The following is a 25,233-nucleotide window of genomic DNA, read 5'->3' as shown; positions in this document are numbered from 1 at the left end:
GTCTCCTCCACGCGACGCACCGCGGCGGGCGCCTCGACGGGTTCGGCGGCCACCGTGTCAGCCACCGGCCTGGTCCAGCGCCGACTGGAGGGACTCCTTGTAGCCGGCGCTGGTGTACGTGGCGCCCGACACGGCGTCGATGTCGGCGGAGCCGGCCCGCACCGCCGCCTGGTTGAGCTTCGGTACGGCGTCGGACGTGACCTGGTCGCTCTGGCCGCCCCTGGGCGCCTGGACCGCCTCCGCCCTGGTGATCTTCCCGCCGTCGACGGTGACACGTACCTGGACGGGCCCGTACTGGGTCTGCGCCACCTCGCCGGTGACCGTCCGCGCCTCGGCCGCGGCACCGCCCTCCGGGGCGGCGGGCGCGGCGGCGCGCGCCTTGTCCAGGGCCGACTGGAGGGACTGCTTGTAGCCGTTGCTCGTGTAGGTGGCGCCGGAGACGGCGTCGATCTCGGCGCTCTGCGCGGCCACGGCCGCCTGGTTGAGTTTCGGTACGGAGCCGGCGGTGACCTGGTCGCTCTGGCCGCCCTTGGGTGCCTGGACCGCCTCCGCCTTGGTGATCTTCCCGCCGCTGACGGTCAGCCGGACCTGCACCGCCCCGTACTGGGTCTGCGCCGCGTCGCCGGTGACCGTGCCGTCCCCGATGGGACGGGCGCCACCCTGCACGGACTCCGCCGCGGGAGGGGCGCCGCCCGCCGCAGCGGCCGACCCCGGGTCGGACCCGGGTTTCAGCGACAGCAGCAGCACGATCCCGGAGACGGTGACGGCGGTCGCCAGCACGGCACGCCGGAGGGGGTGACTCTTCCTCATCGCTTCTCAAGCTCCTGGAGGGTAACGGGCGACCGGGGCCGACGGCCCGCCGCTCACATCTCGAACGACTCGTGGTGGATCCGCCGCGCGGGGACCCCGGCGTCGCGCAGCGCCGCGTACACCTGCTGGGCGAACCCGGGCGGCCCGCACATGAAGACGTCGTGGCGGTCGATGTCCGGCATCTTGCGCCGCAGGCTCTCCGCGGAGATGTCCGGGCGCTCCCCGTCGGGGCTGTTCACCGCGTACATCAGCCGGGCGCCGCGCTCGTCGGCGATCTTCGCCAGCTCGCCCCACAGCGCCAGGTCCTGCGTGCTGTTGGCCCGGTACAGCAGGGTGATGTCACCGGACGCGCCGGGCAAAGTCTCGAACAGGGCGCGCATCGGGGTGATGCCCACCCCGCCCGCGACCAGCAGCACCTTGCCGCGGCTGCGCCGCTGCGCGGTCAGCGCCCCGTAGGGGCCCTCGGCCCACACCCGGGTGCCGGGTTCCAGCTCACGCAGCCGGGAGCTGTGGTCACCGATCGCCTTGACGGTGATCCGCAGCATGTCCGGGCGGGGTGCCGCGGACAGCGAGTACGGGTGCGAGCTGAACCGCATGCCGGGCGCCAGGAACCGCCAGCGGAAGAACTGCCCGGCCTCGGCGCCCATCCGGTGCAGCCGGCGCCCGCCGATCAGCACCGACACGACGCCCGGAGTCTCCTCGACGACCGCGTGGACGCGCATTTGGTGCCGCAGGTTCAGCCGGACCGGGGTGATGATCCGGTACCAGAGGACCAGTGCGGTGACGGCGCCGTAGAGGCCGTACCAGAAGGTCTTCGCGGACGGGGTGACCGCGAACTCGTTGCCGGTGGTGATCTGGTGCCAGAACGTCAGGAACACTGCCGCGTAGGTCAGCAGGTGCACGTGGTACCAGCCGTCGTACGGCAGCCGGCGCCGGACCGGGCCGACCGACAGGAAGGCGATCACGAACAGCAGGCCGGTGCCGATGGCGGCCTTGCCCATGTCCGGCAGCGTGGTGACGGAGGTGACCGTCTGCGACACGATGTCGGCGAGGGTCCTGCCGGCCTGCCGGGCGTAGCCCCACATGATCAGGAAGACATGGGCGACGACCAGGCTGACGGTGTAGCGGCCGCTCATCGCGTGCCAGCGGGCGACCCGGTCCGAGCCGACCCGCCGTTCCAGCGCGGGCACCCGCGCCATCTGCAGCACGACCAGGGCCATCAGGTATCCGGCGAGCAGACCGGTGATCCGGCCGGCGGCGATGATCTTCCCGGTGGTGTCCGCGATGGACGGCGTGCTCGTCCACCACAGCCAGAGCACGGCCACCGCGCCCGCGCCCACGGCGAGCAGCAGCGGCACGGCGGGGGAGCGGCGCGGACGGATGCGGCGCATCGTCTGGCGGCGGGCGGCACGGCCGCCGGCGAGCGTGGTGGTCACGGTTCCTCCGTGGGACTCGGCCCTTGGCCCACTCATACGTGCCGTCACGCTGGAGTGTTCAGAGGAATCCGTGCTTCTGCCGCGCCCCTCAGTAGCGGGTGACGGCCGTGCGTCCGCCGGTCGTGCCGATCGCCAGGTGCGGGGCCCGCGCCGGGTCGGCTCAGCGCAGGATCCGCCGCATCGCGCTCTTGGACACGGAGACACAGCCGGCCGTGGCGCCACGCCCGTCGACGTGCAGGAAGATGCCGGCGCCCCGGCCGCGCACGGGCTTGCGGTAGTTGAAGTCGACGACCAGGGCGTGGGCGTACTGGGCGCGGTAGGTGATCAGGTGTTCCGCCTGGCCGGCCCGGCAGTCGCCCGCCCGGGGCTCGGTCCAGCGGTTGTAGGAGCGCGAGTCGTTGTCCTGGCACCACCAGGAGTTCTGCCGTACGGGGCGGTAGGTGTACCGGGTCCCGGACGGGGCCGCCTCGGTCCCGAAGGCGTACGGCATGCCGTACAGGCCGGTGGGGGTGGTGCTGGTGCCCTGTTTGCGCCGTGTCCCCTCGACGAGTGTGCCCGAGCCGAAGCGGGCCGGTGCGGAACCGGCCGCCGTCCAGCGTCCGCCCTTGCGGTTCCACCAGGTGACCGTGCCGGTGGTGGAGTCCGTCCCCGCCGCCACCGCGGTGATGAGCTGGGTGCCGCCCCCGGTGTCCGCCATCCGCTCCGGCAGCGGCGACCCGGGACGCTGGGCGGTGCCGAGCGCGAGCAGGGACAGGGACACGAGGACGGCGGCGGAGACGGCACCTGGGCGCATGGGTCAGACGCTAGACGGGGGCAGCGGCAACGGCAGCCCGGGAAGTCCGTCCATGCTCGTCGCGATGTGCTCCTTCTTGGTGAAGTAGGCGTCCAGGGAGGTGTCGTCCTCCCGGGCGAACCGCTTCTCGTGCAGGTCGCGTTCGCTCTCGTACGCCATGAAGGGCACGGCGTAGCCGCAGGTGTCGCGGATCAGCTCGGCCCGCACGACGACGATCGCGCGCAGCCCGTGGGTCCAGGGGTCGATGTCCGGGAAGTGCGCGAGCAGCTGCGCGAACCGCGGATCGTCCCGGAACACGGGCTCCCCGCGCCCGTGCACGCGGACGATGTTCGGCGGCCCCTGGAAGGCGCACCACATCAGGGTGATCCGGCCGTTCTCCCGCAGATGGGCGACGGTCTCGGCGTTGGAGCCGGCGAAGTCGAGGTAGGCGACGGTGAGCTCGTCGAGGACCGCGAAGGATCCCTTGAGCCCCTTGGGTGAGAGGTTGACCGTGCCGTCGGCGGACAGCGGAGCGGTGGCGGTGAAGAAGACGGGCTGGTCCTCGATGAAGGTGCGCAGGCGCCCGTCGATGCGTTCGTACGTTTTCCCCATGTCAACCGATTATCGGGCCAGATTCTTCGTCTGTCTAAGGATTTTCCGGCGCTGTCCCGGTCTCGGTGACGGAGGGACCGTGGCCGCCCCGGCCGGCGCGTACACGGGGCGGCCACAGCGCCTGTCACCTCACTCGGTGAGCGTGCAGGCGGCCAGGGGTGGCGGGCTCGTCCCTGAGGGGTGTCTCCGGGTGGGTCGAAGCGGCGCCTGTCCCGGTGAGCAATACGCGCAAGCGGTTTCTCGCGTTCAACGCCCGTACGGAGTGGCCTTCGAAAGGTCCGGGTGTGGCGTCGCCCGGACCCTGAATTGACGAATCATGCGGACTCCTGCATACTCATGCATGTCAGCGATTGCACTGTAAGGAGAAACCCGTGACCGAGCGCGTCGTACTCGCCTACTCAGGCGGTCTGGACACCTCCGTCGCCATCGGCTGGATCGCCGAGGAGACGGGCGCCGAGGTCATCGCCGTTGCGGTCGACGTCGGCCAGGGCGGCGAGGACCTGGACGTCATCCGCAAGCGCGCGCTCGCCTGCGGTGCCGTCGAGGCCGAGGTCGCGGACGCGAAGGACGAGTTCGCCGAGGAGTACTGCCTCCCGGCGATCAAGGCCAACGCCCTCTACATGGACCGCTACCCGCTGGTCTCCGCGCTGTCCCGGCCGACGATCGTCAAGCACCTCGTCGCCGCTGCGCAGAAGCACGGCGCCACCACCGTCGCCCACGGCTGCACCGGCAAGGGCAACGACCAGGTCCGCTTCGAGGCCGGCATCGTCGCCCTCGCCCCCGACCTGAAATGCATCGCCCCGGTCCGCGACTACGCGATGACCCGTGACAAGGCCATCGCCTTCTGCGAGGCCAAGGGCCTGCCGATCGCCACCACCAAGAAGTCCCCGTACTCCATCGACCAGAACGTCTTCGGCCGTGCCGTCGAGACCGGCTTCCTCGAGGACATCTGGAACGCGCCCATCGAGGACGTCTACGAGTACACCCAGAACCCGGCCGTGGCCCGGGAGCCCGACGAGGTCGTCATCACCTTCAAGGAGGGCGTCCCGGTCGCCATCGACGGCAAGCCCGTCACCGTCCTCCAGGCGATCCAGCAGCTCAACGAGCGCGCCGGCGCCCAGGGCATCGGCCGGATCGACATGGTCGAGGACCGCCTCGTCGGCATCAAGTCCCGCGAGGTCTACGAGGCCCCCGGCGCGATCGCCCTGATCACCGCCCACCAGGAGCTGGAGAACGTCACGGTCGAGCGCGAGCTGGCCCGCTACAAGCGGCAGGTCGAGCAGCGCTGGGGCGAGCTGGTCTACGACGGCCAGTGGTTCTCCCCGCTGAAGCGCGCCCTGGACGGCTTCATCGCCGAGGCCAACCAGCACGTCAACGGCGACATCCGGATGACCCTGCACGGCGGCCGCGCCGTCGTCACCGGCCGGCGCTCGGAGTCGTCCCTGTACGACTTCAACCTGGCCACCTACGACACCGGCGACACCTTCGACCAGGCCGCGGCCAAGGGCTTCATCGACATCTACAGCCTGTCGTCGAAGATCGCGGCCAAGCGCGACCTCGGCTGAGCCGCAGCGCCTGACGACCCCTTACACGCACTAGCCTGACAGCCGCCTCCCCGCGCTCCCGCGGGGAGGCGGCGGCACATCCGGAACCCTCGAGGAGCACGCAAGTGAGCAGCAACAGCGGTGACGTCCGGCTCTGGGGCGGCCGTTTCGCCGACGGTCCCGCCGAGGCCCTGGCGAAGCTGTCCGCGTCCGTCCACTTCGACTGGCGGCTGGCCCCCTACGACATCGCCGGCTCCCGCGCCCACGCGCGCGTGCTGCACACGGCGGGCCTGCTCACCGAGGACGAGCTGACCCGCATGATCGAGGGCCTCGACCGGCTGGAGGCCGACGTGGCCTCCGGCGCGTTCACCGGCACCATCGCCGACGAGGACGTCCACACCGCCCTGGAACGCGGACTGCTGGAGCGCCTCGGCCCTGACCTCGGCGGCAAGCTGCGCGCCGGGCGGTCCCGCAACGACCAGGTCGCCACCCTCTTCCGGATGTACCTGCGTGACCACGCCCGCGTCATCGCTTGCCTGATCGCCGACCTCCAGGACGCCCTGGTCGGGCTCGCCGAAGCCCACCCGGACGTGGCGATGCCCGGCCGCACCCACCTCCAGCACGCCCAGCCGGTGCTCTTCGCCCACCACGTCCTCGCGCACGTGCAGTCCCTCTCCCGGGACGCGGAGCGCCTGCGCCAGTGGGACGAGCGCACCGCCGTCTCCCCGTACGGCTCCGGCGCCCTCGCGGGCTCCTCCCTCGGCCTGGACCCGGAGGCGGTCGCCAAGGACCTCGGCTTCGAGCACGGCAGCGCCGGCAACTCCATCGACGGCACGGCCTCCCGCGACTTCGTCGCCGAGTTCGCCTTCATCACCGCGATGATCGGTGTGAACGTCTCCCGGATCGCCGAGGAGGTCATCATCTGGAACACGAAGGAGTTCTCCTTCGTCACCCTCCACGACGCCTTCTCCACGGGCTCGTCGATCATGCCGCAGAAGAAGAACCCGGACATCGCCGAGCTGGCGCGCGGCAAGTCCGGCCGCCTGATCGGCAACCTCACCGGCCTGATGGCCACCCTCAAGGCCCTCCCGCTCGCGTACAACCGTGACCTCCAGGAGGACAAGGAGCCGGTCTTCGACTCCATCGACCAGCTGGAGATTCTGCTGCCGGCCTTCACGGGCATGATGGCCACCCTCACCGTGCACCGCGAGCGCATGGAGGAACTGGCCCCGGCCGGCTTCTCCCTCGCCACGGACATCGCCGAGTGGCTGGTCCGCCAGGGCGTGCCGTTCCGGGTCGCCCACGAGGTGGCCGGCGAGTGCGTGAAGGTCGCCGAGGCGGAGGGCAAGGAGCTGGACGAGCTGACCGACGAGCAGTTCGCGAAGATCTCCGCGCACCTCACACCGGAGGTGCGCTCGGTCCTCGACGTCCCCGGTGCCCTGGCCTCCCGCAACGGCCGAGGCGGCACCGCCCCGAGCGCGGTGGCGATCCAGCTGGCGGAACTGAAGGAGAACGTAGCCCTCCAGCACAAGTGGGCCACAGCGAAGAAGCAGTAGCAAAGACGCCCCTCAGGGGCGCGGGGAACGGCGCGCTCAACTCCCACGCCGCCGCTCCCACCGCGCCCCGAAGTCCCACCCCCTCAGGGGCGCGGGGAACGGCGCGCTCAACTCCCACGCCGCCGCACCCACCGCGCCCCGAAGTCCCACCCCCTCAGGGGCGCGGGGAACTGCGCGAACAACCCCCACGCACCCGCACTGACCGTGCCACCAAGACCACCCCCCTAGGGGCGCGGGGAACTGCGCAAATGCACCCGCACCCGCCATCCCCCGCGAAGCGCCCGCGCTCATGGGCGCCCGCCCTAATCCCAAGGCGGAGCCACACTTCGGGTTACGTTGGCCCCAACGCCGCACCGGAGCCGACCCGACGGAGTCGAGATGCCCTTCGCCCGCCTGGCCACCGCCACCACCCCCACCGCCCACCTCGGCCTGGGCCTCGCCGCGATCGCCCGCCCCGGCTACATCACCCTCGGCCGGGACGCCGACCTCGGCGATCACGACCACCGCACCGTCGAGAACCTCCGCACCCGCACCCACGAACTCCTCGACGCCGCCTACGCCCAGGGCGTGCGCTACTTCGACGCCGCCCGCTCCTACGGCCGCAGCGAGGAATTCCTCGCCGACTGGCTGAAGAACCACCCGGACGTCACCGACGTGGTCGTCGGCAGCAAGTGGGGCTACACCTACACCGCCGGCTGGACCACCGACGCCGAACGGCACGAGGTCAAGGACCACTCCCTCGCCGCGTACGAACGCCAGCGTGCCGAGACCGACGCGATCCTCGGCGACCGGCTGGACCTCTACCAGATCCACTCGCTGACCCCGGACAGCCCCGCCCTCGCCGACAAGGAACTGCACGCCCGGCTCGCCGAGGCCGCGGCCCAGGGTCTCACCGTCGGTTTCTCCACCAGCGGCCCCCGCCAGGCGGACGCCATCCGCGCCGCCCTCGCCGTCACGGTCGACGGAGCGCCCCTCTTCCGCACGGTGCAGTCGACCTACAACGTTCTGGAGACCTCCGCCGGCCCCGCGCTCGCCGAGGCCCACGACGCCGGGCTCACGGTGATCGTCAAGGAGGGCATGGCCAACGGCCGCCTCGCCGGCCCCCAGGCCCCCGAGCCGTTGCGCGCCGTCGCCGAGGAGACCGGCCTGGGCTGCGACGCCGTGGCCCTCGCCGTCGCGCTGCGTGAGCCGTGGGCAGGCATGGTCCTGTCGGGCGCGGCCACCACCGTCCAGCTCGTCTCCAACCTGCACGCGGCGGCCGTCGACCTGACCGACGACCAGCTCGCCCGCCTGGCCCCGCTGGTCGAGAGCCCCGACGCGTACTGGCAGCACCGCAGCGGCCTGCCCTGGCACTGACCTCACCCTCGCCGTCCGCCGCCGACAGCCTCGGAACGACGCCACGCGATGAGACATGAGTACCCCACGTGAGACATCAACGTCTCACGTGCGGTACTGTCGTCTCATGGCTGTCGACCGAGACCAGGTGCTGCGCAGCGCCGCCGCCCTGCTGACCCGCAAGTCCACCGCGACGATGGACGAGGTCGCCAGGGCCGCCGGCATCAGCCGCGCCACCCTGCACCGCCAGTTCGCCGGGCGGGACGCACTGGTCCGCGCCCTCGAAGCGCTCGGGATCGCCGAGTGCGAGGCCGCCCTCGCCGCCGCCCGCACCGACGAGGGCTCCGCCACCGACGCCCTACGGCGCCTGGTCGCCGAGATCGAACCGCACGCGGGCCTGCTCGCCTTCCTCTACTCCGAGAACCAGCTGTTCGAGGGCGAGGAGCAGAACGAGGGGTGGGCCAGGATCGACGAGGGCGTCGCGGACCTGTTCCGGCGCGGCCAGTCGAGCGGCGAGTTCCGCATCGACCTCACCCCGGCCTGGCTCACCGAAGCCCTCTACGGCCTGCTCGCCTCCGCCGCCTGGGCGGTCGCCGAAGGCCGGGTCGCCCCCAACGACTTCACCCACATGATCGTCGAACTGCTGCTCGGCGGCGTACGACGCCCGGAAGAACCGGCACGAAGGAAGCAGTCATGACCAGCGCCATACGGCCGTACAGCACGACCGAGGAGACGCCGCGGCCCGGGCGCTGGCTCGCCCTCTCCGTCCTGGTGCTCGCCGTCCTGCTGGTGGCCGTCGACGCGACCGTCCTCGGCCTGGCCACCCCGTACATCAGCGAGGACCTCGCACCCACCGGCACCCAGCTGCTGTGGATCGGCGACGTCTACTCCTTCGTGATCGCCGGTCTGCTCGTCTCCATGGGCAGCCTCGGCGACCGCATCGGCCGCAAGCGCATCCTGCTGTACGGCGCCGCGGCGTTCGGCGCGATCTCCGTGCTCAACGCGTACGCGCACACGCCCGAGGTGATGATCCTGGCGCGCGCCCTGCTCGGCGTCGCCGGGGCCACGCTGATGCCGGCCACCCTCGCCCTGATCCGCAACCTCTTCCACGACCCGCGCGAGCGGAGCCTCGCCATCGGCATCTGGGGCGCGACCGCCTCGGCGGGCACCGCGGTCGGCCCGATCCTCGGCGGTCTGCTGCTCGAACACTTCTGGTGGGGCTCGGTCTTCCTGATCAACCTGCCGGTGATGGCCGTCCTGGTGGTCGTCGGCATCAAGCTCCTGCCCGAGTCCCGCACGCCGCAGCCGGGCCCGTGGGACCTGACCAGCGTGGTCCTGTCCCTGTCCGGGATGATCGGCGTCGTCTACGCGGTGAAGGAGACGGCGAGTCACGGCCCCGCCCCGTCCGCCCTGGCCGCGGGCCTGCTGGGCGCGGCGGCCCTGTACTTGTTCGTCCGCCGCCAGCTCACCCTCCCGGTGCCGCTGCTGGACGTGCGGCTGTTCCGGCACCCGGGGTTCAGCGGCGCGGTGCTGGCCGACCTGCTGGCCGTCCTCGGACTGTCCGGCCTGGTCTTCTTCCTCTCCCAGTACCTGCAACTGGTCCAGGGCCGCCGCCCGTTCGAGGCGGGCCTCGCGGAACTGCCCGCGGCGATCGGCGCGGTGGTGGCCGGCCTGGTCGCCGGCCGTGCCGCGCGCCGCTTCTCGGTGCGCTCGGTCGTCGCCGGGGGGCTGGCCGCCATCGGTCTCGCCCTGGCCGCCCTCACCGTCATCGGCCAGTCCACCGGCTACCCCCTCCTCGGGGCGGCCCTCCTGGTCGTCGGCGCGGGCGCGGGCTTCTCGTTCACGGTGACCGCGGACGTGATCCTCTCCAGCGTGCCGAAAGAACAGGCGGGAGCGGCCTCCGCCGTCTCGGAGACGGCGTACGAACTCGGCGCGGCCCTCGGCATCGCCGTCCTGGGTTCCATCGTCACCGGCGTCTACCGGGGCTTCCCCGGCCCGGCGGGCACCCCGGCCGCCGCGCACGAGTCCCTGGGCGGCGCGGTGGAAGCGGCGACCCACCTGCCCGCCGCCACCGCCGCCCCCATGCTCGACGCGGCCCGCGAGGCCTTCGTCAACGGCCTCACCCTGGCAGCGGGAGTCGGAGCAACAGTTCTCCTCGCCGCCTCAGCAGCAGCCTGGTACATGCTCCGCAACCAACACCTGGACAACACCTGACCCGCTGAAGGGGCGCGGGGAACGGCGCGCTCACCCCCCCACAGACCCCCACCAGCCCCCGCGCCCATGGAGCCGCCCTCCAGGGGCGCGGGGAACGGCGCACTCAACCCCCACAGACCCGCACCAGCAACCCCCGCGCCAATGGAGCCGCCCTCCAGGGGCGCGGGGAACTGCGCGACAAGCCCCCACCCGCCCGCAGGGACCCGAAACCGCGGTGGGCGCCGGCGGAGGAGACTCCACCGGCGCCCACCGGAAAGAAACGCCGGCCGACTAGGCCGCCTCTTTCGCCTTGCTCGCGTACATGTCCACGTACTCCTGCCCCGACAGCCGCATGACCTCCGTCATCACCGAGTCGGTGACCGCCCGCAGCACATACCGGTCGCGGTCCATGCCCTCGTAGCGCGAGAACTCCATCGCCTCACCGAACCGCACGGTGACCCGCCCCGGCCGGGGCACCCCCGCGCCGCCCGGCTGCAGCTTGTCCGTGCCGATCATGGCGAACGGCACCACCGGCGCCCCGGTCATCAGCGTGAGCCGGGCGATGCCGGTACGCCCCCGGTACAGCCGTCCGTCGGGGGAGCGGGTGCCCTCCGGGTAGATCCCGAAGACGTTCCCCTCCTCCAGCACCCGGCGCCCGGTCATCAGCGCGGCCACACCGCCCCGGCCGCCGTCGCGGTCGACGGGGATCATGCCGACGCCCGTGAAGAACCACGCCATCAGCCGCCCCTTGAAGCCCTTGCCGGTGACGTACTCGTCCTTGCCGATGAAGAAGACCTGCCGGTCGCAGACGAGCGGCAGGATCATCGAGTCGATGAAGGTGAGGTGGTTGCCGGCCAGGATCACGGGACCGTCACCCGGGATGTGCTCCGCGCCCTCCACCCGTGGGCGGAACATCAGGCGCATGATCGGACCGAGCACTGCCTTGATGAGCGCGAAGCGGGACAACGGGCCCTCCGGTGGGAAGCGGACGTCGACGAATGCCGTATGAGTCTGTGCAGGTGAGGACATTACTCGCGGTCCGGGGAGTCACGCACATCGGACTCGTGGCAGTTAACCGAGGTCTTACGGACTCTTGACCGGGGTTCACCTGCGCGCCCGTACCCGTGGGCGGTGGGCAACACGGCCGTCACGCTGTGACGGAGCTCGCTCGCACGACGACGGCGCTCGCCCCGGCCCGCGCTCCGTGCGGGTACCCGGGTGCGCCGGTACGAACCGGACGTGCCGTCACATCGCCTCCGCAATACGACATGTGTACGTCATCCGTATGAGGGGCGGACGCCCACGCGGACGCCACGCGACACCACCCGCGTGTTCGGCTCCAGGTCTCCCGTGCGTCATTCACGCCCCCCTACGATCGGCCCGCACCGGACGAGCCGACACAGGAGGCGTTCATGGCAGCACGGGAGTCGAACGAACAGGCGAGCGGGACCGGACGGCGGGCCCTGCTCGGCGCGGCGGTCCTCGGCGCGGGCGGAACCGTCCTCGGACTCGGCGGCACGGCGCGGGCCGCCGGCGCCGGACACGGTCACGGGAGCGGGAGCGGCCGGGGCCTGGGCAGCCTGCCCGTGCCGACCGTCATCGGCCACCGGGGCGCCAGCGGCTACCGTCCCGAGCACACCTTCGGCTCGTACCAGCTCGCCCTCGACATGGGTGCCGACATCGTCGAGGCCGGCGACCTCGTCCCCACCAAGGACGGTCACCTCGTCTGCCGGCACGAACCGGAGATCGGCGGGACCACCGACGTCGCCGAGCACCCCGAGTTCGCCGGCCGCCGCACCACCAAGATGCTCGACGGCGTCCAGGTCACCGGCTGGTTCACCGAGGACTTCACGCTCGCCGAGCTCAAGCGGCTGCGGGCCGTGGAGCGCATCCCCGCCAACCGCCCGCACAACACCCTCTACAACGGCCGCTGGGAGATCCCCACCTTCGAGGAGGTGCTGCGCTGGCAGGACGAGCAGACCCGCAGGCGCGGCAAGCAGGTGTGGATCTACCCCGAGCTCAAGCACCCCACCTACTTCCGCAAGCTGGGCCTCGGCCTGGAGGAGCGGGTGGCGAAGGTGCTGCGCCGGCACGGCAAGGACCGCAAGAACTCACCCGTCATCCTGCAGTCGTTCGAGCCGACCGCCGTCGAGCGGATGAACGAACTGGTCGGCAACCCGCTCGTCGTCCTGCTCGACGCGGCGGGCACCCGCCCCTGGGACTTCACCGAGACCGGCGACCGGCGCACCGTCGACGACCTGATCACGCCCAAGGGCCTGAAGACGATCGCCTCCTACGCGCAGGGCATCGGCCCCACGCTCGACCTGATCATCCCGCGCGACGCCTCCGGCCGGCTGACCGAGCCCACCACCCTGGTCCGCGACGCGCACCGGGCGGGCCTGATCCTGCACCCCTACACCATGCGCAACGAGAACCCGTTCCTGCCCGCGGAGTTCCGCAAGGGCGGCGACCCCGACGCCTACGGCGACGTCTTCGGCGCCTACCGGGCGTATTTCGCCACCGGCATCGACGGCGTCTTCACCGACAACCCCGACACCGGGCTGCTGGCCCGCGAGGACTTCGTCAACCGCTGACCCGTCCCGCCCCGGAAGGGGTGAGGTACGCGCGCCCCGGGCAACCCCGCCCGGGGCGCGCGGGTCGTTGCGCATGTGAGAACCGATCCGCTCTCCGCGTACGACCCGCCCGCCCTCGACCCGCCCGCCCCCGACCTGGTCTCCCTCGACCTGGTCGCCCTGCTCCGACCCCTCCTCGCCGCGGAGGCCGCCGCCGAGGCGTTCGGCTCCGGTGCCGAACCGGGCGACCTGGAACAGGCGGTCTGGCTGCGGCTGCTGGAGCGGCTGCGCCGCGCCGGCCCGCCGCCCGATCCGCCCCTGTGGCTGCGCCGGGCCGTCCGTGCCGAGGCCCGCAGGGTTCGCCGTACCGCCCGTCGCGAGACGGCGCTGACCTGCGAACCGGCCGACGCGGACCGCCCGGACCCCGAACGGCTCGCCCTCGCCGCCGCCCGCCGCCGCGTCCTGCGTGACGCCGTGCGCCGGCTGCCCGGCCGCTGCCCCCGCCTGCTCGCCGCGTTGCTGTCCCCGCGCGATCCGACCTACCGGGAAATCGCAGGGGAGTTGGGTATCTCACAGGGCGGTCTCGGCCCGGAACGCTCCAGATGCCTGGGATGTCTGCGGCGTTTACTCGCGGCGGAGGTTGCGGCGCGCTGAGGACGGGGATAGGAGTGAGGGACAACAGGTGATCAGGTGAGCGGGAGGCGTGCGCACATGGGCATGAGCGTGACCATCTCTGCGGCGGCCGAGCAGGACGCGGAGCAGATCTTCAGGTTGCAGTACCTGTGCTTCCAGAGCGAAGCCGCCCTCTACGGCAACTACCGCATCGATCCCCTGATCCAGAGCCTCGACTCGGTGCGCGAGGAGGTCACCGGCGACTGCGTGTTCGTCGCCCGCCTCGGCGACGAGATCGTCGGCTCGGTGCACGGCAGGATCACCGAGGACGGTGCCGCCGCGATCGGCAAGCTCTGCGTCCACCCCCGCCTCCAGGGACACGGCATCGGCGCCCGGCTGCTCAAGGCCGCCGAGTCCGCCCTCGCGGGGGAGCGCGGCGCCCGGACCTTCCGGCTGCACGCCGGTCACCGCAGCGAGAGCAACCTCAGCCTCTACAGCAAGGTCGGCTACCAGCGCGTGGGTACGTCCCGCGGCGCCGACGGCGTACCGATGATCGTGCTGGAGAAGAAGGCGGAGACGTACGCGACGACCGCCTGACCGTGACGGCGTGACACAGGGGGGCGGCCGCCCGAGGGGGGCGCCCGTCAGGCCGCCGGCTCCTGCGGCCGCGCCCGGCGCAGCCAGTACACGGCGGTCAGCGGCAGCAGCACGGGGATGAAGAGGTAGCCCATCCCGTAGTCGGACCACACGGTCGCGTCGGGGAAGGCGGACGGCTCCACCAGCGTCCACGTGCCCACGGTCAGTACGCCCACGAGCTCGGCGGCGCAGCACACCAGCGCCGCCTTGCGGGCCTTCTCCCCGCCGCGCACCAGCGTGTAGGTGATGAAGCCGTAGACGACGCCGGCCATCGCCGACAGCGAGTAGGCGAGCGGTGCCCGGTCGAACTCGGTGGCGATCTGGTAGACCGAGCGCGACACCGCGCCGACCACCATCACCCCGTACAGCCAGACCAGCAGCACCCCGGGCCCGCCGGTCAGCCGTGTCCGGTTCGGCCGCTCCTGCGTCGCGGTCACCTCAGCCTCCCCAGATGTCGAAGAGCCGCACCTCGAGCACGGCCAGCACCACGCCGCTCGCGGCGACGGTCACCGAACCCCAGCGGGTGCGCTCGCCCAGCGACAGGAAGCCCGCCGCCGGGACACAGGCGAACGAGCCCAGCAGATACGCCACGAAGATGGTCGTTCCCTGCCCCGGCTTCTCGCCCCGGGCCAGCTGCACGATCCCGACCACCAGCTGCACCAGCGCCAGCAGCGATACCACGGCCATGCCGATGAAGTGCCAGTCCTTCGTCGGCTGGTCACGGTAGGCGGCCCAGCCGCACCAGGCGGCGAGCAGCAGCGCGGCGACAGCGGTCACCACGGTCAGGACATCCAGCATGGCAGCGAGCCTATTACGCCGGAAAAGCCGCGCCCACGTCGGCCCCGCGGGCACCGTTCCCGGTCCGCACCCCGAGGCCCGTAGGGTCGATGGCATGACCATTCACGCGCGCGCCCTGCTCTTCGACAACGACGGGACCCTCGTCTCCTCCCTGGACTCCGTGAACCGCTGCTGGACGCGGTGGGCCGTGGAGTACGGGCTCACGGCCGAGGACTTCGCGCGGATCGAGCTGCACGGCCGGCCGGCCGCCGAGATAGCCGCCGACCTGCTGCCCGCCCGCGTCGTGCCGCAGGCCGTCGCGCGCATCGAGGACCTGGAGGTGGAGGACGTCACCGACGGCGGGGTCAGCCTGCTGCCCGGGACCGCGGAGTTCCTTGCCGCCCTGCCCGCCGAGCGCTGGGCCGTGGTCACCTCCGCCACCCGGCGCCTCGCCGAGGCCCGGCTCGGGGCCGTCGGCATCCTGCCCAAGACCCTGATCGCCGCCGACGACATCACCCGCGGCAAGCCCGACCCGGAGCCCTACCTGCTCGCCGCCCGCACCCTCGGCGTCGACCCGGCCCACTGCGTGGTCTTCGAGGACGCCCCCGCCGGACTCCAGGCCGGCCGCGCCGCCGGCATGACGACCGTGGCCTTGGCCACAACCCACCAGGCCGGGGAGCTGACGGCCGACCTGGTCGTCGACGACCTCTCCGCCCTGTCCGCACTGGTCACGGACGCCGGAGTCGAGATCTCCGTACGCCCCTGACGTGCGCGCACGGGTGTCCACGGCTGTCCAGTATGCGGACAGCCGTGTCCGCTCCGGGGTGAACGTCTGCTTTACTGACCGCATGACCACGACGAGCGACCGCATCCCTGCGACCGAGGCGACCACGACGCCCGGTGCTCGTTGTATGTGTCCGCTCCGAATGCGCGCCTTCTAGAGGGCCCCCGCACCGCCTGAGCCTCGCGCCCCGAAGCGAGACCGCTCGCGTCCGCCCGCATGCCCCGCATGCGCGACCGAGCCACGCCCCGCGCACGTTCCTCCACGGCCTTCCGCGCCGCACCGCGAGTTCCGTGCCGCCCCATGCCTTCCCCCCGTATGCCTCGTGCCCGGCGCCCACGACGCGCCGCGCACTCGACAGTGACGGAAACCCACGTGATCACCACCTCGGGCCTCACCAAGGTCTACCGCTCGCGCGGCCGCGAGGTCACCGCCCTGGACGGCGTCGACCTCCATGTCCGCGAAGGAGAGGTCTACGGCGTCATCGGCCAGTCCGGCGCCGGCAAGTCCTCCCTCATTCGCTGCGTCAACCTGCTGGAGCGACCCACCGCGGGCACCGTGACCGTGGCCGGCCAGGACCTCACCGCGCTCACCGGCCGCGGCCCGCGGGCCGGCCGGGAACTGCGCCAGGCGCGCAGCCGTATCGGCATGGTCTTCCAGCACTTCAACCTGCTGTCCTCGCGCACCGTCCAGGACAACGTCGAACTTCCGCTGGAGATCCTCGGCAAGAGCGGGAAGGAACGTTCCCGCAAGGCGCTGGAACTGCTCGACCTGGTCGGTCTCGCCGACAAGGCCAAGGCGTACCCGGCCCAGCTCTCCGGCGGGCAGAAGCAGCGTGTCGGCATCGCCCGCGCCCTCGCCGGCGACCCCAAGGTGCTGCTCTCCGACGAGGCCACCAGCGCCCTCGACCCGGAGACCACCCGCTCGATCCTGCAACTGCTGCGCGACCTGAACCGCCAGCTCGGCCTCACCGTCCTGCTCATCACCCACGAGATGGACGTCGTGAAGTCGATCTGCGACTCGGCCGCCCTCATGGAGCGGGGCCGCATCGTCGAGTCCGGCACGGTCACCGACCTGCTGGCCACCCCCGGCTCGGAACTCGCCGCCGCGCTGTTCCCCGTCGGCGGCGAGGCCACCGGCGAGGACCGCACCGTCGTCGACGTCACCTTCCACGGCGAGAGCGCCACCCAGCCGGTCATCTCCCAGCTGTCGCGCACCTACAACATCGACATATCGATCCTCGGCGCGGCCATCGACACCGTCGCCGGCCTCCAGGTCGGCCGCATGCGCATCGAACTGCCCGGCCGCTACGAGGACAACGTCGTGCCCATCGGCTTCCTGCGCGAACAGGGCCTGCAGATCGACGTCGTCGACCACGACGAGCCCACGCTGGTGAAGGAGGGCGCCAAGTGACCTGGTCCGAGATGCAGCCGCTGCTCGAACAGGCCTGTACCGAGACGCTGATCATGGTCGGCTGGTCCACCCTGATCGCCGTCGTCGGCGGCCTCCCGCTCGGCATCCTGCTGGTCCTCACCGACAAGGGCGGACTGCTGCAGAACACCGTGGTGAACAAGGTCATCGGGCAGATCGTGAACATCGGCCGCTCGCTGCCGTTCATCATCCTCATGGTCGCCCTGATGAACTTCACCCGCTGGGTCACCGGCACCACCATCGGCAGCGAGGCCGCGATCGTGCCGCTCGCCATCGGCGGCATCCCCTTCTTCGCCCGGCTCGTCGAGACCGCCGTGCGCGAGGTGGACCACGGGCTCGTGGAGGCCGTGCAGGCGATGGGCGGCAACACCTGGACCATCGTCCGCAAGGTCCTCGTCCCCGAGGCCCTGCCCTCGCTGATCGCCTCGACCACGACCACGGTCATCGCGCTCATCGGCTACTCCGCCATGGCCGGCACGGTCGGCGGCGGCGGACTCGGCGACCTCGCCGTCCGCTACGGCTACCAGCGCTTCGAGACCGGCCTGATGTGGATCACCGTCGCGATCCTCGCCGTGGTCATCTCCCTCATCCAGTTCGCCGGCGACTTCGCCGCCCGCGCCCTGCACCGCCGCGGCGCCCGCTCCGGACCCGGTCCGAAGCTGCGGCTGCTGAAGGGCGAGGAGCCCGCCGCGGCCGAGGTCGGCAAGGTCGCCTGACCCGGTCCCGGCCCGCCCCCAGACTCCCCGTGCACCGCGACGGGGTCGCACCACCCAAGGAAAGGCACTTTTCGTGCGTAACACCGCCAAGATCACCACCGCCGTCCTCGCCGCCGGAGCCCTCACCCTCGGGCTCTCCGCCTGCGGCTCGGACAAGGACGCCGCCTCCGACACCTCCGGCCCGCTGGTCGTCGCCGCGAGCCCCGTGCCCCACGCCGAGATCCTGAACTTCGTCAAGGACAACCTCGCCGAGAAGGCCGGCCTCGACCTCGAGGTCAAGGAGTTCACCGACTACGTCACCCCGAACACCGCGACGGAGGACGGCTCGGTCGGCGCCAACTTCTTCCAGACCCAGCCGTACCTCGACGACTTCAACAAGAAGAACGGCACGCACATCGTGTCCGTCGTCGACGTGCACCTGGAGCCGCTCGGCCTCTACTCGCACAAGGTGAAGAAGGCCGACGAGCTGAAGAGCGGCGCGACGGTCGCGATCCCCAACGACACCGTCAACGAGGGCCGGGCCCTGCAACTGCTCGCGGCCAACGGCCTGCTCACCCTCAAGGACGGCGTCGGCACCTCGGCGACCCCCGCGGACATCACGGACAACCCCAAGAAGCTCACCTTCAAGGAGCTCGAGGCCGCCCAGACCCCGCGCTCCCTGGACGACGTCGACGCCGCGGTGGTCAACGGCAACTACGCCATCGAGGCCGACCTGAAGCCCGCCAAGGACGCCCTGGTCCTCGAAGAGGCGAAGAACAACCCGAACAGCAACCTCCTCGCCGTCAAGGAGGGCCAGGAGGACGACCCGCGGGTGAAGAAGCTCGCCGACCTCCTCACCTCGCCCGAGGTGAAGAAGTACATCGAGGACACCTACGCCGGATCGGTCCTTCCCTCCTTCTGACCCCCCCCGGATCCACCGCGACGCCCTCCACGGGGTCCGACTCCGCGCCGCTCGGCGACGGGGGAGGACCCCGTGGTGCGTTCCGGTGCTTGCATGCTGCATGCTGGGCAGTTCAGCAGCACCCGACGGTCTCTCAGTTACGGAGCGGCGCATGACGAGCACCTTCCCCGACATCTCCATCAGCACGGAGCGGTTGGTGCTGCGTCCCCTCGACGTGGACGACGTCCCCGCCCTCGCCGCGATGATGAACGACGAGCAGGTGGGCGCCTGGACCGACGTCCCCCAGCCCTTCTCCGAGGAGGCCGCCCGCGCCTGGATCACCGACGACGCGCCCGCCGCACGGGCCTCCGGCCGCGGACTCGACCTCGCGGTCACCGAGTTCCTCACCCAGCGCCTGGTCGGCGTCATCCGGCTGGCGGGGACCGACTGGCACGTGCGCTCCACCGTACTGTCCTACATCGTCGCGCCGTGGGCGCGCGGGGAGGGATACGCCTCCGAGGCGGCGCTCGCCACCGCCCAGTGGCTCTTCGGCGACCAGAAGCTCGAACGCGTCGAACTGCGCACCGCGGCCGACAACGCGGCGGCGCAGCAGGTCGCCCAGAAGATCGGCTGCATCAGCGAGGGCGTGCTGCGCAACGCCTGCATAGCCAGGGTCCGCACCGAGGACGGAGGCTGGAGCGAGGTGCGCACCGACTTCATCGTGTGGAGCCTGCTGCCGGAGGACATCGAGGGCGCGGACGGCCAACTGGCCGACAGCAACGGCTTCTCCGGCTACACCGACTGGAACTGACGTCCGACGAGCGCCCGGCGGACGACACCGGCGCGGCGGTCCGTGCCCGCACCAGGTAATCTCGACAGACCGCCCCCGGGCGGAACAGCCGACGACGACCTGCGCGAACCCAGGAGACTGACGACGATGGCCGACCGGGTCACGGTGATCGGCTGGGACGGCTCGCCGCTGACCGAGGCGGCACGCGCCGCACTGGGAGCCGCCACCCTGGTGGCCGGCGCCGCTCACCACCTGGCACTCCCCGAGGTGCCCGCCACCGCCGAGCGCATCCGGCTCGGCTCCGTCGCCCTCGCCGCCCGGCGCGTCGCCGCCCACCGCGGCACCGCGGTCGTGCTCGCCGACGGCGACCCCGGCTTCTTCGGAGTCGTACGGACCCTGCGCGCGCCGGAGTTCGGCCTGGAGGTCGAGGTCGTACCCGCCGTCTCCTCGGTCGCCGCCGCCTTCGCCCGGGCCGGCATGCCCTGGGACGACGCGGAGGTCGTGGTGGCCCACCCCCGCACCCTGCGCCGCGCGGTGAACGTCTGCCGGGCCCACACCAAGGTGGCGGTCCTCACCTCCCCGGGCGCCGGCCCCGCCGAACTGGGCCTGCTCATGGAGGGCGTCCACCGCTCCTTCGTCATCTGCGAGGAACTCGGCACCGAGCGCGAGCAGGTCACGGTCGTCACCTCCGACAAGGCCGCCGACCACACCTGGCGCGACCCCAACGTGGTGATCGTCATCGGCGGTCCGGTGGCCGCCGGCGACTCCGCGGGCTGGCTCGCCGGGCGCGGCCCCGCGCCCGGACCGCGCGGCTGGACGCTGCCCGCCGAGGAGTACGGCGGCGAGCTCGGCGAGGGCGAGCAGGACGTCCTGCGCACCGGCCAACTCGCCCGCCTCGGACCGGGCCTCGGCGACCTCGTCTGGGACATCGGCTGCGGCTCCGGCGCCTTCGCCACCGACGCCGCACGCGCCGGAGCCGCCGTCATCGCCGTCGACAGCGACCCGCGGGCCTGCGCCCGCACCGACGCCGCCGCCCGCCGTCACGGGGTCCAGATGCAGATCGTCCACGGCACCGCCCCGCAGGTCATGGAGAACCTGCCCGAACCGGACGTCGTCCGCGTCGGCGGCGGGGGAGCGGCCGTGGTCTCCGCCGTCGCGGACCGCCGCCCGCAGCGCATCGTCACGCACGCCGCCACCCGCGACGCGGCCGAGCTGATCGGCCGGAACCTGACGGAACACGGCTACCGGGTCGAGTGCGCGCTGCTGCAGTCCGTCCAACTCGACACGCGGGCCTGGACGGAGACGGAACGGAGCGTTGTGTTCCTGCTCAGCGGGGTGCTGCCCGCGCGCGGCCGCTGAGCCGCACGGCCGTCCCCGTGATCGGGTTGTCGTACCGCGCGCGGTAGGCTGGCCGATCGTTGTACCGCACCGGACACCCGACGCTTCGTCGGTCAATGTCCAAAAAGCGCGCCCGTTTTGGGGTGGGTCGTGGTACGGCAGGAACCGGAGGACGCGCAACGTGGCGCAGTCCACAGCGGAACCGTCGCCGATCAAGCTGACGCGACGGCGGTACGGCCGCGACAATGCCAGTGAATGGCTTTGTCGCCTTTTTCGGGCGGGCCGTTCGTGCCGCTGGGGACGCACGCTCGTTCTCCAGTATGGGGCGGTCGGTGCGCCGTTCCGGGTGAGCTGGTCGTAGGAGCACTAACCGATGGGCGAGGGGTACGCATGACCGACACCGGCCAGGTCCCGGGCGAGGGACTGCCGGAGAACGCAGGCAGGGTGGAGCAGCCGGGCGTCACCGCGCCTGAGGCGTACACCTACCTCTCCGACAGTCCCGCCGAGGACGAAGACCTGCTGCTGCCCGGCGCCCAGGGCGCCTGGGGCAACGAGATCGCACCGCCCGCGCCCGAGCCGGTGGTCGAGACCGTCCACCAGCCCGGCCCGCACGAGACGGCCGGCCGCGACAGCGGATCGGTCGACCTGGGCGGCGTCCGGCTCCCCGAGCCGCCCCAGCAGGCCCCGGCCGCGCCGCGCCGCCCGCTGCACCTCGGCCCGCCGATGCCCGACCTCTCCGCCAGCCCGGTCCGCTCCCTCGCCGACCGCGGCCCCGCCGACCTGCCGGCCCGCCAGCCCGGCCCGCCGACCCTCGGCCCCGAGTACCTCGACGTCCCGCGCGCCCGGGAGACCGCCGCACCGCAGGTCGCGGCGGCGCAGGCCACCGGGCCGTGGGCCGCCCGGGGCACGGCCGGCGCGGGTGTGGGGACCGCGGAAGCGACAGCCCCCGAGGCGGGGTCCGTCGACGCGGCCCAGGCGGTCGTCGCCCGGGTCGCCACCGACGCGGTCGCGCAGGCGGACGTGAGCGCGGGGGCAGCAGGCGGCGAACAGGCTCCCGCCGCGGTGCCGTACACCGACCACGGCACGCCGGTGCCGGCGCCGGGTGCGCCCGGCGACACGGCCGCCGGGCAGGCGTATCCGCAGGCGGACGCGGTCGCGTCCGTGCCGGCCGGTCCCGGGGCGCCCGAGGGCGTGCCCTCCGAGGGGGTCGCCGTCGCGCCGGAACACGCCGAGGTGGCGGAGCCCGTGGCGGAGGTTCCGCAGCGGGCTGAAGCCGTACAGCAGGCGGAACCCGTTGCGGAGGCTCCCGTGGCGGCGCCCGAGGCGGGCCTGCCCCGGCAGGGGACGGCCGGGGCCGCTCCGGCGCCGGGCGAGGCGGACCCCGCGGGCGTCGCCGTGGCCGAGGCCGGTCCGGCCCAGGAGGCGCCCGTGCCGGGTGCCGGGACCGTGGAGCCTGTCGCAGAAATGCCCGACGGTGACGTCGCCGTCGCCGCGCCCGAGGGGACGCAGGTGCCGCAGGAGGCCCCCGCCGCCGAGGACGTGGCCGTGGCGCAGACGCCTCAGGTGCCGGACGCCGAAGGCGTGGTGCCTCAGCCTCAGGTCGAGCACCACGCGGAGACCGAGCCCGAGGCCACCGTCGCGCAGGAAGCCCCGGACACCGCGGCCGAGCAGGCCCAGGCTCCGCAGGACGCCGTCCAGGCGCCGGTCGTCGACGGCGCCGTGCCGCAGCCGGCCGGTGACCGGACCGCCGGTGCGCCGGTGGGCGAGCCCCAGAGCGACCCCGAGGCGGGCGCGGCACCCGGCACCGACGTGCCGCAGCCGGCTCCCGTCGCGGAGACTCCCGTACCCGAGCCCGTCCAGGCACCCGCACCCGAGGCAGCCGCCGCCGCGCCGGTGCCCGAGCCTCTCGCGGCGCAGAGCGTGCAGGCGTCCGAAGCCCCGGCGCCCGAAGCTTCCCTCGCGCCCGAAACGGCCCTCGTACCCGAAGCCGTGGCGCCCGAAGCCGTGGCGCCCGAAGCCGTGGCGCCCGAAGCCCCGGCACCGGACGCCCCCGGCACGCCGGTCCCGGCCGCCGCACCCGCCGCCGAGGACGAGACGGCCGTGGCCTCCCCGGAGCCGGAAGCCGCCGCACCGGCCGCGGACGCCACCGCCGACCCTGCCGTCGCCGACCCGTCCGCCGCCCCCGCCCCCGCCGAGCCCGAGGCCCCCGCACCGGCCGACGCCGTGCAGGGACCCCAGCAGACCCCCGCGCACGCGACCCCGCTGCCCGGCACCCTGCCGCTCACGCCCGAGGCCGACCAGCCGCTGGGGCAGTTCGTCCCCGTGGACGGCACCGTGCCCACCGCTCCGCACCTCGCCCCCACCCCGCCGCAGGACGTCACCGTCCCCGAGGACGGGACCGCCCCGGCCGACGCCGTACCGGCCGCCGCCGTGGCCGACGCCGACACGGACGTCCCGCAGAACGCCGACGACCTGGACACCCAGGGCGCCGGAGTGGAACCGGAACCGGCGGCCGGCCCGGCGGGGCCCGCCGCCCCCGGGTACGCGGACGCCGAGCGTGAGGCCGTGCTGAAGGTCATGCGCGAGCGCCGCGACATCCGCAACGGCTTCCGCAGCGACCCCATCCCCCACGAGGTGCTGCTCCGGGTCCTGGAGGCCGCCCACACCGCGCCCTCCGTCGGCCACTCGCAGCCCTGGGACTTCGTCGTCATCCGCTCGGCCGAGACCCGGCGCCGGATGCACGAACTGGCCATGCGCCAGCGCGAGGCCTACGCCAAGTCGCTCCCCAAGGGCCGGGCCAAGCAGTTCAAGGAACTGAAGATCGAGGCCATCCTCGACACCCCGGTGAACATTGTCGTCACCGCCGACCCCACCCGCGGCGGCCGCCACACCCTCGGCCGGCACACCCAGCCGCAGATGGCGCCGTACTCCTCCGCGCTCGCCGTGGAGAACCTCTGGCTCGCCGCCCGGGCCGAAGGACTCGGCGTCGGCTGGGTCAGTTTCTTCGACGAGCGCGAGATGGTCCGCGCCCTGGAGCTGCCCGACCACCTGGAGGTCGTCGCGTACCTGTGCGTCGGCTACGTCGACGAATTCCCGGACGAGCCCGAGCTGATGCAGGCCGGCTGGTCCAGGCGTCGCCCCCTGTCCTGGGTGGTGCACGAGGAGACGTACGGCCGCCGCGCCCTGCCCGGAGAGGACCCCCACGACCTGCTTGCCGAGACCGTCGCGCAGATCCGCCCGCTGGACGCCAAGGCGCTCGGCGAGGCGTGGGAGCGCCAGAAGCGTATGACCAAGCCGGCCGGAGCGCTCGGCATGCTGGAGATCATCTCCGCGCAGCTGTCCGGCCTGTCCCGGCAGTGCCCGCCGCCGATCCCGGAGCCCGCGGCCGTCGCGGTCTTCGCCGGCGACCACGGGGTGCACGCCCAGGGCGTCACCCCCTGGCCGCAGGAGGTCACCGCCCAGATGGTGGCCAACTTCCTCGGCGGGGGAGCGGTCTGCAACGCCTTCGCCGCCCAGGTCGGCGCCGAGGTCTGCGTCGTCGACGTGGGCGTCTCCTCCGACCTGCCGGCCACTCCCGGGCTGCTGCCGCGCAAGATCCGCGCCGGCACGTCCGACATGACCACCGGCCCGGCGATGACCCGCGAGGAGGCCAAGCAGGCCGTCGAGGTGGGCATCGAGACGGCCCGGGACCTGGTCGCGGCCGGCAACAAGGCTCTGCTCACCGGCGAGATGGGCATCGCCAACACCACCGCGTCGGCGGCCCTGATCTCCGTCTTCACCGGCGCGGACCCGGCCGAGGTCACCGGCCGCGGCACCGGCATCAACGACGAGACGCTGGTCCGCAAGACCGACGTCGTGCGCCGCGCCCTGGAACTGCACCGGCCCGACCCGGCCGACCCGCTGGGCGTCCTGGCCGCCGTCGGCGGCTTCGAGCACGCAGCCATGGTCGGCCTCCTGCTCGGCGGCGCGTCGCTGCGTACGCCGGTGATCCTGGACGGCGTCAGCGCCGGCGCCGCCGCCCTGGTGGCGCGGGCCATCGCCCCCGAGGTCCTCGCGGCCTGCATCGCGGGCCACCGCAGCGCCGAACCCGGCCATGTCGCGGCGCTCAACAAGCTGGGTCTGCGTCCCCTGGTCGACCTCGACCTGCGGCTCGGCGAGGGCACGGGCGCCCTCCTCGCGCTGCCGCTGGTGCAGAGCACCGCGCGGGCCATGCACGAGGTCGCGACGTTCGACTCGGCGGGCGTGACGGAGAAGTAGCGGCCGACGTCCCCGCCCGCCCGTCGACACGGGGAGGGCGGGGACACCGGACTCCCAGGGCTCCGTGGCGCCCACGGGCCGGTACGAGTGAGACCCGTCCCACTCACCGGACCCAGCCCGCCCCCGCCGCCCGCGGGCATAAAATGCCACGTCAGGCCCGCTCCGACGCCGCAGCGTGCCCGCG

Annotated in this window: 21 protein-coding genes and 1 pseudogene; 15 read left to right on the top strand and 7 right to left on the bottom strand. The window is 72.7% G+C overall.

Annotated elements, in window-relative coordinates:
• Positions 1-57: 57 nt before the first annotated feature.
• The 4 genes and pseudogenes from ACIF8S_RS23430 to ACIF8S_RS23415 form a co-directional block, all read right to left on the bottom strand.
• Positions 58-810 (bottom strand): FMN-binding protein, encoded by a 753-nt coding sequence (locus ACIF8S_RS23430; protein ID WP_400001456.1) that lies wholly within the window; start codon positions 808-810, stop codon positions 58-60.
• A gap of 53 nt (positions 811-863) precedes the next feature.
• Complete coding sequence (locus tag ACIF8S_RS23425; protein WP_400001454.1) at positions 864-2,246, bottom strand: ferric reductase-like transmembrane domain-containing protein; 1,383 nt, start codon at positions 2,244-2,246, stop codon at positions 864-866.
• 88 nt (positions 2,247-2,334) lie between these two features.
• Positions 2,335-3,039, bottom strand: a pseudogene (locus tag ACIF8S_RS23420) (L,D-transpeptidase).
• A gap of 3 nt (positions 3,040-3,042) precedes the next feature.
• Positions 3,043-3,630 (bottom strand): pyridoxamine 5'-phosphate oxidase family protein, encoded by a 588-nt coding sequence (locus ACIF8S_RS23415; protein ID WP_400001453.1) that lies wholly within the window; start codon positions 3,628-3,630, stop codon positions 3,043-3,045.
• Between the two features lie 371 nt (positions 3,631-4,001).
• Between ACIF8S_RS23415 and ACIF8S_RS23410 the strand changes: the two genes are divergently transcribed.
• The 5 genes from ACIF8S_RS23410 (at position 4,002) to ACIF8S_RS23390 (ending at position 10,279) form a co-directional block, all read left to right on the top strand.
• The gene (locus ACIF8S_RS23410) at positions 4,002-5,195 is read left to right on the top strand and encodes an argininosuccinate synthase (RefSeq protein ID WP_024885110.1); all 1,194 of its coding nucleotides are present in this window, start codon (positions 4,002-4,004) and stop codon (positions 5,193-5,195) included.
• Between the two features lie 104 nt (positions 5,196-5,299).
• Complete coding sequence (argH, locus tag ACIF8S_RS23405; protein ID WP_400001451.1) at positions 5,300-6,730, top strand: argininosuccinate lyase; 1,431 nt, start codon at positions 5,300-5,302, stop codon at positions 6,728-6,730.
• A gap of 378 nt (positions 6,731-7,108) precedes the next feature.
• Positions 7,109-8,086 carry an aldo/keto reductase gene (locus ACIF8S_RS23400; protein ID WP_400001449.1) on the top strand — a complete coding sequence of 326 codons (978 nt, stop codon included), beginning with the start codon at positions 7,109-7,111 and terminating at the stop codon, positions 8,084-8,086.
• 106 nt (positions 8,087-8,192) lie between these two features.
• Positions 8,193-8,762, top strand: a complete 570-nt coding sequence (locus tag ACIF8S_RS23395; protein WP_400001447.1) for a TetR/AcrR family transcriptional regulator — start codon at positions 8,193-8,195, stop codon at positions 8,760-8,762.
• Positions 8,759-10,279, top strand: a complete 1,521-nt coding sequence (locus ACIF8S_RS23390) for an MFS transporter (RefSeq protein ID WP_400001445.1) — start codon at positions 8,759-8,761, stop codon at positions 10,277-10,279. The genes ACIF8S_RS23395 and ACIF8S_RS23390 overlap by 4 nt, the downstream gene beginning before the upstream one ends.
• A gap of 270 nt (positions 10,280-10,549) precedes the next feature.
• On the opposite strand, the gene ACIF8S_RS23385 is transcribed toward ACIF8S_RS23390, so the two are convergent.
• Positions 10,550-11,224 (bottom strand): 1-acyl-sn-glycerol-3-phosphate acyltransferase, encoded by a 675-nt coding sequence (locus tag ACIF8S_RS23385; protein ID WP_024885105.1) that lies wholly within the window; start codon positions 11,222-11,224, stop codon positions 10,550-10,552.
• Positions 11,225-11,670: 446 nt separating this feature from the next.
• Between ACIF8S_RS23385 and ACIF8S_RS23380 the strand changes: the two genes are divergently transcribed.
• From ACIF8S_RS23380 to ACIF8S_RS23370, 3 genes are all read left to right on the top strand, one after another.
• Positions 11,671-12,852 carry a glycerophosphodiester phosphodiesterase gene (locus ACIF8S_RS23380; protein ID WP_400001443.1) on the top strand — a complete coding sequence of 394 codons (1,182 nt, stop codon included), beginning with the start codon at positions 11,671-11,673 and terminating at the stop codon, positions 12,850-12,852.
• 135 nt (positions 12,853-12,987) lie between these two features.
• A complete protein-coding gene (locus tag ACIF8S_RS23375; RefSeq protein ID WP_400001582.1) occupies positions 12,988-13,485 on the top strand; it encodes a sigma-70 family RNA polymerase sigma factor in 498 nt (165 codons plus the stop codon).
• 57 nt (positions 13,486-13,542) lie between these two features.
• Positions 13,543-14,040, top strand: coding sequence for a GNAT family N-acetyltransferase (locus tag ACIF8S_RS23370; protein ID WP_349790813.1), 498 nt, complete (start codon positions 13,543-13,545; stop codon positions 14,038-14,040).
• Between the two features lie 47 nt (positions 14,041-14,087).
• On the opposite strand, the gene ACIF8S_RS23365 is transcribed toward ACIF8S_RS23370, so the two are convergent.
• Together ACIF8S_RS23365 and ACIF8S_RS23360 are read right to left on the bottom strand one after the other, a co-directional pair.
• Positions 14,088-14,516, bottom strand: a complete 429-nt coding sequence (locus tag ACIF8S_RS23365) for a hypothetical protein (RefSeq protein ID WP_400001442.1) — start codon at positions 14,514-14,516, stop codon at positions 14,088-14,090.
• A gap of 1 nt (position 14,517) precedes the next feature.
• Positions 14,518-14,877 carry a hypothetical protein gene (locus tag ACIF8S_RS23360; RefSeq protein WP_400001440.1) on the bottom strand — a complete coding sequence of 120 codons (360 nt, stop codon included), beginning with the start codon at positions 14,875-14,877 and terminating at the stop codon, positions 14,518-14,520.
• A 94-nt stretch (positions 14,878-14,971) separates the two neighbouring features.
• On the opposite strand from ACIF8S_RS23360, the gene ACIF8S_RS23355 reads away from it, so the two are divergent.
• The 7 genes from ACIF8S_RS23355 (at position 14,972) to cobT (ending at position 25,049) form a co-directional block, all read left to right on the top strand.
• Positions 14,972-15,622 carry an HAD family hydrolase gene (locus ACIF8S_RS23355; protein WP_400001439.1) on the top strand — a complete coding sequence of 217 codons (651 nt, stop codon included), beginning with the start codon at positions 14,972-14,974 and terminating at the stop codon, positions 15,620-15,622.
• Positions 15,623-16,012: 390 nt separating this feature from the next.
• The gene (locus ACIF8S_RS23350; protein ID WP_400001437.1) at positions 16,013-17,050 is read left to right on the top strand and encodes a methionine ABC transporter ATP-binding protein; all 1,038 of its coding nucleotides are present in this window, start codon (positions 16,013-16,015) and stop codon (positions 17,048-17,050) included.
• Positions 17,047-17,784 carry a methionine ABC transporter permease gene (locus ACIF8S_RS23345; protein ID WP_400001436.1) on the top strand — a complete coding sequence of 246 codons (738 nt, stop codon included), beginning with the start codon at positions 17,047-17,049 and terminating at the stop codon, positions 17,782-17,784. The genes ACIF8S_RS23350 and ACIF8S_RS23345 overlap by 4 nt, the downstream gene beginning before the upstream one ends.
• Positions 17,785-17,857: 73 nt before the next feature.
• The gene (locus tag ACIF8S_RS23340; protein ID WP_400001434.1) at positions 17,858-18,685 is read left to right on the top strand and encodes a MetQ/NlpA family ABC transporter substrate-binding protein; all 828 of its coding nucleotides are present in this window, start codon (positions 17,858-17,860) and stop codon (positions 18,683-18,685) included.
• 151 nt (positions 18,686-18,836) lie between these two features.
• Positions 18,837-19,475 (top strand): GNAT family N-acetyltransferase, encoded by a 639-nt coding sequence (locus ACIF8S_RS23335; RefSeq protein WP_400001432.1) that lies wholly within the window; start codon positions 18,837-18,839, stop codon positions 19,473-19,475.
• 126 nt (positions 19,476-19,601) lie between these two features.
• Positions 19,602-20,813, top strand: a complete 1,212-nt coding sequence (gene cbiE, locus ACIF8S_RS23330; RefSeq protein ID WP_400001430.1) for a precorrin-6y C5,15-methyltransferase (decarboxylating) subunit CbiE — start codon at positions 19,602-19,604, stop codon at positions 20,811-20,813.
• Between the two features lie 369 nt (positions 20,814-21,182).
• Complete coding sequence (cobT, locus tag ACIF8S_RS23325; RefSeq protein WP_400001428.1) at positions 21,183-25,049, top strand: nicotinate-nucleotide--dimethylbenzimidazole phosphoribosyltransferase; 3,867 nt, start codon at positions 21,183-21,185, stop codon at positions 25,047-25,049.
• Positions 25,050-25,233 lie beyond the last annotated feature (184 nt).

This window comes from Streptomyces sp. NPDC085937, from assembly GCF_044540535.1.
In the GTDB taxonomy this organism is placed as follows: domain Bacteria; phylum Actinomycetota; class Actinomycetes; order Streptomycetales; family Streptomycetaceae; genus Streptomyces.
The sequence above is the reverse complement of the archived record's forward strand: the minus strand, read 5'-3'. Positions and strand labels throughout refer to the sequence as shown.